The 9,185-nt window shown below is 70.0% G+C and carries 5 protein-coding genes and 1 pseudogene; 3 read left to right on the forward strand and 3 right to left on the reverse strand.

Annotated elements, in window-relative coordinates:
• Positions 1–131 precede the first annotated feature (131 nt).
• Both ACNFOC_RS45300 and ACNFOC_RS45305 read left to right on the forward strand, forming a co-directional pair.
• Positions 132–890 (forward strand): annotated as a pseudogene (locus ACNFOC_RS45300) (amidohydrolase family protein); the annotation flags it as partial.
• Between the two features lie 18 nt (positions 891–908).
• On the forward strand, positions 909–1,658 hold the full coding sequence (locus ACNFOC_RS45305; RefSeq protein ID WP_416964840.1) for a nucleotidyltransferase family protein: 750 nt from the start codon (positions 909–911) through the stop codon (positions 1,656–1,658).
• 22 nt (positions 1,659–1,680) lie between these two features.
• Here ACNFOC_RS45305 and ACNFOC_RS45310 read toward each other — a convergent pair whose 3' ends face one another.
• Positions 1,681–2,691, reverse strand: a complete 1,011-nt coding sequence (locus tag ACNFOC_RS45310) for a COX15/CtaA family protein (RefSeq protein ID WP_416964841.1) — start codon at positions 2,689–2,691, stop codon at positions 1,681–1,683.
• Positions 2,692–2,743: 52 nt separating this feature from the next.
• Entirely contained in the window at positions 2,744–5,080 is a 2,337-nt protein-coding gene (locus ACNFOC_RS45315; protein WP_416964842.1) for a tetratricopeptide repeat-containing protein, read from the reverse strand.
• A 603-nt stretch (positions 5,081–5,683) separates the two neighbouring features.
• On the opposite strand from ACNFOC_RS45315, the gene ACNFOC_RS45320 reads away from it, so the two are divergent.
• Positions 5,684–7,012: a glycosyltransferase family 4 protein gene (locus ACNFOC_RS45320; protein ID WP_416964843.1), complete on the forward strand. Its 1,329-nt coding sequence runs from the start codon at positions 5,684–5,686 to the stop codon at positions 7,010–7,012.
• On the opposite strand, the gene ACNFOC_RS45325 is transcribed toward ACNFOC_RS45320, so the two are convergent.
• The gene (locus ACNFOC_RS45325) at positions 6,928–9,036 is read right to left on the reverse strand and encodes a glycogen debranching N-terminal domain-containing protein (RefSeq protein ID WP_416964844.1); all 2,109 of its coding nucleotides are present in this window, start codon (positions 9,034–9,036) and stop codon (positions 6,928–6,930) included. The two genes, ACNFOC_RS45320 and ACNFOC_RS45325, sit on opposite strands and share 85 nt — an antisense overlap.
• Between the last annotated feature and the right edge of the window lie 149 nt (positions 9,037–9,185).

Consider the following 9,185-nt stretch of genomic DNA (forward strand, 5'->3'; position numbering starts at 1 on the left):
AACCCGCAACCGAGCTACGGAGCACCCCACATGCATGACGACCGCAGCCTGGTCGAAGCCCGCCTCAAGCGCGTCCTCGAAGAGCGCATCCGTCCCGCCGTGTACCCCGAGTCCGTGCCGCTGGAGGGCAGGCGGACGCGCGGGAGATCGTCCGCCTCGAACTCCTCGCCGAACAGGTCGCCGACACCTCCGGCACCGTCGAGTCCTTCCTCGCCAACCTCGCCGAGTCGGTCCACGGCGCCGCCGCGAGCGCGGTCGCCTTCACCTCCGTGGCGGGCGTACGGCACGGCCTCGCGCTCGCGCCCGAACCGCCCGGCCCCGGTGAGGTGCGGGGCGCGGCGGGCCGCTGGCTGGCCGGGCGGCGGGTCGGCGGGACGCTCAGCGACCCGGTGCTGCTACGGCATCTGCTGTGGATCGCCGTGGCGTCCGGGCTGCCGCTCCAACTGCACGCCGGACTGGGCGAACCGGGCGTGCGCATCGACCGTACCGACCCCGTCCTGCTCACCGACTTCGTGCGGGCGACGGCCGGGCTCGGCACCGACCTGGTGCTGCTGCACAGCTACCCGTACCACCGGCACGCGGCCCACCTCGCCGGCGTCTTCCCGCACGTCTACGCCGACTCCGGCGCCGCCCTGGTGCGCACTGGCGCACGCGCCGCGACCGTGCTCGCCGAGATCCTGGAGCTGGCCCCCTTCGGCAAGATCCTCTTCTCCAGCGGGGCCCACGGACTGCCCGAACTGCACGTCGTAGGAGCGCGGTTGTTCCGCGAGGCGCTCGCGCGGGTGCTCGGCACCTGGGTCGCCGAGGGGGCCTGGTCACCGGCCGACGCGCAACGCGTGGCGGGACTGATCGCGGTCGGCAACGCGAAGAGGGTGTACGGGCTGGAGTGAGCTGTACAGACTGGGCCCATGCCGACCGACGCGTTGCTCGACCGCTTCCTGAACGAACTGGCCCCCCTGGAGCCCATCGCCGTGTGGGCCCACGGTTCGCTCGGCGGGGGCGACTACCAGGAGGGCCGCAGCGACCTGGACCTGATAGCCATCCTCGACCATCCCCTGAAGCCGAGCACCGCCCGACAGCTCATCGTCCTGCACCGAGGGCTGCGCACCGACCCCCTCGCCGTCCGCCTGCACTGTAGCTACCTCGCCCCGGGCACCCAGGACGCCCCGAACCAGCGCCACCTCACCTGGGCCCACGACCACGTCACCCGTCGGCCCGTCACGCCTGTCACCCGGCGTGAACTGCACCAGTTCGGGCGGGTGTTGCACGGCGGATCACCGAAGGACCTGCTGCCGGCCGTGACGGACCAGGAGCTGGCCGAGTTCGTCGTACGGGACCTGCGGGACTTCTGGCGGCCGGCCGTCGACAAGCCGCAGATCTGGCTCGAGAACGGCTGGGTCGACGTGGGCCTGACCACCTTCGCCCGCGCGACGGTCACCCGCCGGGACGGCCGCCTGATCACCAAGCGCGAGGCCCTCGACCTGCTGCCCTCGCTCGGCGCCCCGGTGGAGGTCGTGGAGGACGTCGTACGGCGGCGTTACGACGATCCGGTACCGTCCGCCGCCTCCGTAGAGGGCGATTGGCTCCACCGCCGGGCCGAGCTGACCCGGGCCTATCTGGGACCGGCGATCGACGACTTGGTGACCCGCTACGGGTGAGCCGTTCAGTACGGGTGACGCTTCACGCGCGCGTGGGCAGTGACTGTTCCACCGACGGGCCCGGCAGGTCGGTCACGACCTCCGGCCGCTCGCGCAGCGACAGCAGCACCCGCAGCACCCCGATCCACACCAGGCAGGAGCCGAGCATGTGGAGGCCGACCAGGGCCTCGGGGAGGTTCGTGAAGTACTGGACGTAACCGATGACGCCCTGGGAGAGCAGGATCAGGAACAGGTCGCGGGTGCGGTCCAGGGGGCCCTTGGGAGCGTCGACCGCCTTGAGGACGAACCACAGGGCGAACGTCAGCGTGACCACGATCCAGGCGAGCACCGCGTGCAGCTTGGCGACCGTCTCCCAGTCGATCGGGATGCGGTCGACCTCCTTGGAGTCACCCGCGTGCGGACCCGCGCCGGTGACTACCGTGCCGACCGCGATCAGCAGCACGGAGGCGGTGACCAGGAACCACACCAGTTGCTGCACGGCCTTGCCGACCAGCGGCTTGGGCTCCCCGTCGCCCTCCCGGCTGCGCTGCCACATCAGCGTGGCGACCGCGATCAGGGCCGAGGAGAGCAGGAAGTGGGCCGCGACCGTGTACGGATTGAGACCGACCAGCACCACGATGCCGCCCAGGATCGCGTTGCTCATCACGATCCAGAACTGCGCCCAGCCCAGCCGGGTGAGGGCGCGGCGGTACGGCTTCTCCGAGCGCGCGGCGATGATCGCCCAGCCGACGGCGGCGCACAGGACGTACGTCAGCATCCGGTTGCCGAACTCGATGGCCCCGTGGAAGCCCATCGCGCTGGTCGTCGTCAGCGAGTCGTCCGTGCACTTGGGCCACGTCGGGCAGCCGAGCCCGGAACCCGTCAGCCGCACGGCACCGCCGGTGACCACGATGACCACCGACATGACGAGCGCGGCGAGAGCGGCCCGCCGGACCGTCCGGGGATCCGGGGTCCAGCGTGCGGCGATGAAGGCGAGGGGGTTGCGCGCGGCGGACAGGGCGTCGGCGGGGGTCAGGTTTGGCACGGGGACCATCGTAGGGGGGTGCTTGTGCACGAATTCACGTGGGTGGGGGGACGGTGGGGCCTCACGTCACCGACGGGTCGGGCGCTGTGGGTGTCAGCGGTGAGGCCGAGGGCTGCTGTGCGGGTGGTGCGCCCTCGGCGAACGACTCCTTGATCCGGCGGGCGCGCGCACGGAAGTCCGCTTTCCGGGCCGGGTCCGCGGTGGCTTCGGCCAGGCGTTCGTACACGGCTACCAGGGAAGGGTGACCGGTTCCGAGACAGGGGACGAAGATCTCCTCGGCCAGCCGGAGGGTCTGCTCCGCGTTCACCCGCTCTCCGGTGGAGAGCGTGACCGTACCGCCCGTTTCGATCAGGACCGCGCCGAGGCGGGAGAGGGTCTTGGCACGGTAGGGGTGATGTGCGTCGTACGACCTGACATAGATGCGCTCCGCCTTCAGCAGGACGCGCAGGGCTTCCTGCTGGCGGCCCTGGGCCAGGCGGAGCGACCCCAGCTTGTTGAGGCAGGCCGCGTACTTGTGCTCCTCGCTCTCCCGGCGTTTGAGGTGCAACGCCACGACGGGCCCCAGCAGAGCGTCGGCCTCGGCCAGCCGTCGGCGGGACTCCCGGATCATCCACAGCCGGTGCACCGGACGGTGGGTGTCGCGGGCACCGGCACGCAGCTCCTCGCTGCTGCGCCGCAGGATGTCCGCGAGGAACTTGCAGACCTGAGAGGTCTCGAAGTCGTCCGTGTCACGGTTGGCGCGGAGGACTACCAGAGCGGCGCGGAGTTCGACCTCGGCGGTCCGTAGATCGCCCCGGTCCTGGGCCACGATCGCCCGGTCGCGCTGAAGCATCGCCCGGAAGTCCAAGTGGTCGCGGGGCTCCTCACTGCCGCCGCTCGGCACGAGTTCTTCTGCCCGCGTATAGCGTTCGAGTGCCTGTCCGAGCCGTCCGGCGTTCCGGTGGACCATGCCGGCCTCCTGCTCGGCCACGGCTTGGTCGAGGTCCTCCCAGTGGAGCTCGGTGCTCTTGTACATCGCGATGGCACTTTCCACCGCCTCCAGTGCCTCGGTGAACTTGGCGCGCTCACGCAGGATCCCGCCGAGCTGGCGCTGGCACTTGGCTATGAGCGGGAAAAACGCGTCGGCGTCCTCGCGGCTGTCCGGTCGGAGCGCCTGTCGGCACTGCTCGAGTGCCTGTCGGCACTCCTCCTCGGCCGTTTCGAGTTGGGCGCGCCGGTAGCGCTGGGCGGCCAGGGACAGCAGAGCGGTGGTACGTCCCAGGTTGTCGTCGATGTACAGAGAGCGGAGGATCGCCTCCTTCTCGAAGTAGTCGAGGGCGCGATTCCATTCGCAGCGGTGTTCCTGGTACTCGCCGACGCGGTGCAGCAGCCGGGCGAAGGCCTGAGGGTCGCGGGCCGCGCCGAACTCGTGGTCCCCGGTGTCCGCCGCCCAGGCCAGTTCGGCGGTCACCGCCTCGACGTGGGGCATCAGCCCCTCGCACACTCCGCGCTGGTCGAACTGCCGTGGCCGCGTCGGGAAGGCCGCTTCCAGGAGCTGGACGGCGGCCTGCGACCACAACATCCTTGCCTGTTCGTCCATGTCCTGCCGGACATGGAACTGGACCTGGGGGTGCATTGCATAGGTGACGGTGCCGAGTCTGCTGTCCCCGCTGCGGCGCAGCAGCGAGTAGTCGGACAGCCGGCGCACCACGAGATTGAATGCGCCGTGGTCCCCCATGACCTCCCGCAACGGCGAGGGAACCATGGCCGGGTCGCGCAGCAGGGTGTCCTTGCGTACGTCCTCGGAGGCGAGGAACGAGCACAGGCGCATGAGATCCTCGGCCACCGGCTCGGCCACGGTGACCCGCTCGATCGCGAGCCGGAAGGTAGCGGCGACGACGTTGCGGCCCTCGGGAAGGTCGGGGAGCCGGCGCAGGTACTCCGGTACGGAGATCTCCGTCTCGGCGATGTAGGCCCCGGCCTGCTCCAGAGCGAGGGGCAACCAGTGCAGCTGGACGCCGAGTTGGCTGAGGTCTTCCTCCGTGTTGTCGCCGTCCACCCGTGTCCTGAGGAAAGCGAGGCCGTCCGCGGCCCCGAGGTCGGACAGCTCCAGCACGACGGGATCCGCATGGTGCCTCTTCCAGCCCTCGCGCTGCTGAGTGGTGATCAACACCTCGCCGTGCCCGGTCCGGGGCAGCAGCGACTGGCGTGAGTCGCTGCTGTCCTCGCTCAGTGGCCCGATGCTGCCCTGCTGCACGTCGTCGTACACGAGGAGCCAGCCGGGGGCGTCACGGAGTTTCCCCCAAAGCCGGTTCAGCATCACGTTCTTGGAGTCGTGCTCCGGGATGCCGAGGCATGCCGCGAGTTCCAGCAGATCGCTCCGGAGCCGTTCGTAGCTGGACGCCGACAGCCACCACACCAGGGACCGGTTGTGCCGCAGCCGCTCCTCGGCGTAGGCGGCGGCGAGCTGGGACTTGCCGACGCCGGCAAGACCGTGGACGACCGCGATACGGACTCCACCGTTCCGACGGCGGGGCCGTAACCCCCTTGATAACTCCCGGAGTTCTTGCGTACGCCCGGTGAAGTACCGGGAGGGGTCGGGAAGATTGGGCGGGGGTACGTATAACGGGCCTTGTTCCGGGCCCTCGTTGGCGGGGTGCGGGGCGCGAGAGGGATGAACGATCAAATAGCCCGAAATTGCGGAGACGCCTCCGAGTACGCCGGCGCTCAAGGCAAGCCACATGAGGCGTGTGTTGTGTGTGTCCTGCGCAACCACGGACAAAAAGACCGCTGCGGCTCCGGTCAGGGAGCTGAGAACGATCCAGAACACCCGACTGCTGGGCAGTATTAGCATGACGCTCCCCCCGACGGTGCCCACGCTGTACAGTCCCATTCTCCTCGCCGGTTCTCCCGGCAGCCAGACAACTGCGCGGAACCAAGTCGGCGTCTATTCGTGTCCTGTCCTCGTACTAGGTCGTTAGCCCGGCGTTTCGGGCATTTACTACGACCAGACGGAGGCGCCGTGGACCGCCGGCAGGAAGAGCTGGGCGAGGAGGGATCCGCTCCGGGCCATCGCATGCATATTGGTCTGGTCCACTGGTCCTTTCCGCCGTGCGTGGGCGGGGTCGAGACCCATCTCTGGGACTACTCCAGGGCGTTGGTCGCTCGGGGACACCTCGTCACGGTGTTCACCGGGACCCGGAACTACCAACTTCCGTGCGAGAGCGTCGAAGTGCGCACGCATCCGCTGCTCGACCTTTCGGTTCAGCGCGCCGACGACGAGCGCGAGGTCGGGGAACTCGCGGACTGGTTCCGGAACGAACTCGGGCCCCCCGGCGGGCCGATCCGCCTGTTGCACTGTCATAACCTGCACCACTTCTCCAGCGTCCCCGCCCGCGCTCTGAAGACTCTTCAGGGGGAGCTGGGGCTGGTCCTGCCCCACACCTACCACAGCATCTGGCGCAGCTCGCAGGACGATCGTCTGGCCAGGGAGTGCGCGGTCTGGGACGTCCATCACGCGGTGTCGGACTTCCTCGTCAAGGAGTGCGCCGATGTGTTGGGGGCGGGGGTTGACCGCACGTATCTGGGCGTGGACACCGACGCCTACCTGGAGGTCGCCGCACTCGGCGAGATCGGCGTCCGGCCCGTCATCCTTCTCCCGGCCCGGCTCATTCCCAACAAGGGCGCCGACGTGGCGATCAGGATGCTGCGGGACGTCATCCGTACCGGCCAGGCATTCGCCGGGAGCGACACCCCCCTCAGGCCGCGGCTGGTCCTGACCGATCCGGTGTCCACCGTCGACTTCCACGACGAGAGAGACGGCTTCCGCGGTCAACTGCTGTGCCTTGCGGAGAAGTTCGGACTTGGTGTGGGCCCGGGCGAGGACGTCGAGTTCAAGCCGGCCGGCATCGAAGACATGCGCAAGCTGTACGAGGAGGCTGCGGTCGTCGTCTACCCGTCCCGATTCGACGAGCCCATGGGACTCGCCCCGTTGGAGGCGATGTGCGCGGCACGGCCCGTGGTCGCCACCAGCGTAGGCGGGCTGGGCGAGGGGGGCAGCACCCTCGTCGCGCCGGCTGAACGGGAGGACGACGACAAGCTGGCCGCCCGATTCGCGGACGAGGTGTGGCAGCTGCTGGCCGAGCCGGACCGGGCCAGGCAGGCCGGTCTCGCCGCTCGGCGGCATGTCAAAAACCGCTTCGACCTGGAGCGCGTCTATGTCGAACCCATGCTCAAGGAGTATGCGCGGCTGCTCGGCAGGGCTCCTCAACCCTCTGCTCTTCGCCAGCCCGAGGGAAGTTCCGGGAAGGCGCAGTCGCCCGAGCCGGTGGCGACGACCGTCAGCGGCTGACCGTCCAGCACCAGGCCGCGCACCGTGAGAGGCAGGGGAGTCGCGGGCCGGGCCGTCAGCGTCCGCCGGGTGATGTCGGGCCGTAGGCCCAGGAGCGCGGTCAGGACGGCCACCCCGGACGCCGCCGACCAGCCCTGCGGCCGGCAAGCCGCGGGGTAGGCCAGCGGAGCGGGAGAGTCGTCGGTGCGGGCGTCACCGCCGTACAGCTCCGGCATCCGGTACTCGAAGTGGGTGGCGGCGTCCAGCAGTCCGTTCATCAGGGCCAGCGCCTCCTGGTGCCGTCCGCTCACGCACAGCCCGCGCAACGCGATCGCCGTGTCGTGCGTCCATACCGAACCCCCGTGATAACTGAGGGGGTTGAAACCGGGCACGGTCGCCGAACGGCTGCGCAGGCCCCAGCCGGAGTTCAGCTGTGGGTGGGCGAGCCAGGCGGCGACATCGCAGCAGTCCTCCTCGTCCAGGATGCCGGTCGACAGCAACTGCCCCATGTTCGAGGCCGGGCCGCTGACGGGAGTGGGTCCGTGTCCCACCGCGATGGCCACGTAGCGCGACGCGGGCCCCTCGGCCGAGGGGATCCAGAACAGTTCGGCGAAACGCTTCCTCAGAGCTTCGGCCCAGTTGAGCAGTCGTTGGGCCGAGTCGTGCCGGTTGCGGTGCGTGAGCAGTGCGGCCAGTCCGTTCGCCGCCTCGTAGGCGTATCCCTGGACCTCGCACAGGGCGAGGGGCGGCTCGATGCGCCTGCCTTCCGCGTCCCGTACCGCGTCCACGCTGTCCTTCCACGACTGGTGGCGCAGCCCGCCGGGTCGTGGGTTGTACCGCAGCAGCCCGTCCGCATCGTCGCCCGTGCGCTCGACGACCCACTCCATGGCACGCTCCGCATACGGCAGCAGCGCGTCCACCTCGTCGTCCGGCAACCCCCAGTTCCAGGCTTCCGCCAGCAGGGTCACGAACAACGGGGTGGCGTCGACCGAGCCGTAGTAGTGCGAGGGCAGGAGCAGGCCGTGGCCGTGCTGGGCCGCGGCCGGGCGCAGTTCGTGGAGTATCCGCCCGGGTGCCTCCTCTCGGAAGACGTCGTGCACCCGGCCCTGTCGACGGGCCAGGGCCCACAGAGTGCCGCGGGCCAGATCCGTGCCGAGCGGCAGCAGCATGCGCGCCGACCAGATGCTGTCGCGGCCGAAGAGGGTCAGATACCAGGGGCAACCCGCCGCGATGAACTGGTCCTCGGCCGGGCCGTCGCCCAGCGGGTCGGCCAGCCGCAGTTTGCCGAGGTCCCGCAGACCCCAGCGCACCAGGTCCCGCAGCCGCCGGTCGCCCGTCTCGACGGCGGGTTCGCTCCAGGGAGCGGGCTCGCGGGGTCGTACCGGATGTCTGGACGGCTCCGGAACCGCGCGGCCTGCGATCGTGAGCCGCACCTGCCACGACTCGCCAGGGCTCAGGACCACCGGTGACCAGGTGAGGGTGCCGCCCTCGGGACCGCCGGCCGCCTCGGGGTCCACCCGGGACGCGGTGCTGCGGATCTCGGCGCGACCGGAGAAGGAGTGCCATTCGAGACTGCCGTCGTCGCTCGCCGCGGTGCACGGAACGGGGGGCCCACGCCGACCGCGCTTGACGTCGGCGATGTCCGCCAGGTCGGTCGCCGCGGCCAGTTCCACGCGCAGCCGGCGCTCGGCCGTACCGACATTGCGCAGTGCGATCGTCTCGCCCTCGCCCGCGGTGCGAACGCGCTCGATGATCACCGTCGGGTCGTCGGTCTGGTCCCGTGGGTCGCGATGGACCGCGGTGAACCGCACCTGGTGCGGGCCGAGCGGCTGGACACCGATGGGCTCGGGTTCCCGGCCGTCGAGGAGCAGGCACAGCGTGTGCAGCAGTCGGCGATCGTGATCGTAGAAGCCCTGGACGTGTGCCCCGCGGAGCTGTCCGTCGCGCGGTGATGCCGCGAAGGCCGGGGCGTCGACACAGATGACGACGTCGTGCAGCAGGGGCTGCAGAGACCTTGGTGCCGATGAATCCGTGGATTCGAACACGGGGTGGTCTTCCCGCTCGATGCGCCTCTCATTCGTGCGGGATACACGAAGGCGTCACCGGACTGTAGGACTCCCGGCCGGACGGCGTCACTCCCAGCGGAAGAACTTCCCAGCCGCCCCCAGCCCCACAACAGCCCAAACCCCCAGAA

This window comes from Streptomyces colwelliae, from assembly GCF_048158785.1.
In the GTDB taxonomy this organism is placed as follows: domain Bacteria; phylum Actinomycetota; class Actinomycetes; order Streptomycetales; family Streptomycetaceae; genus Streptomyces.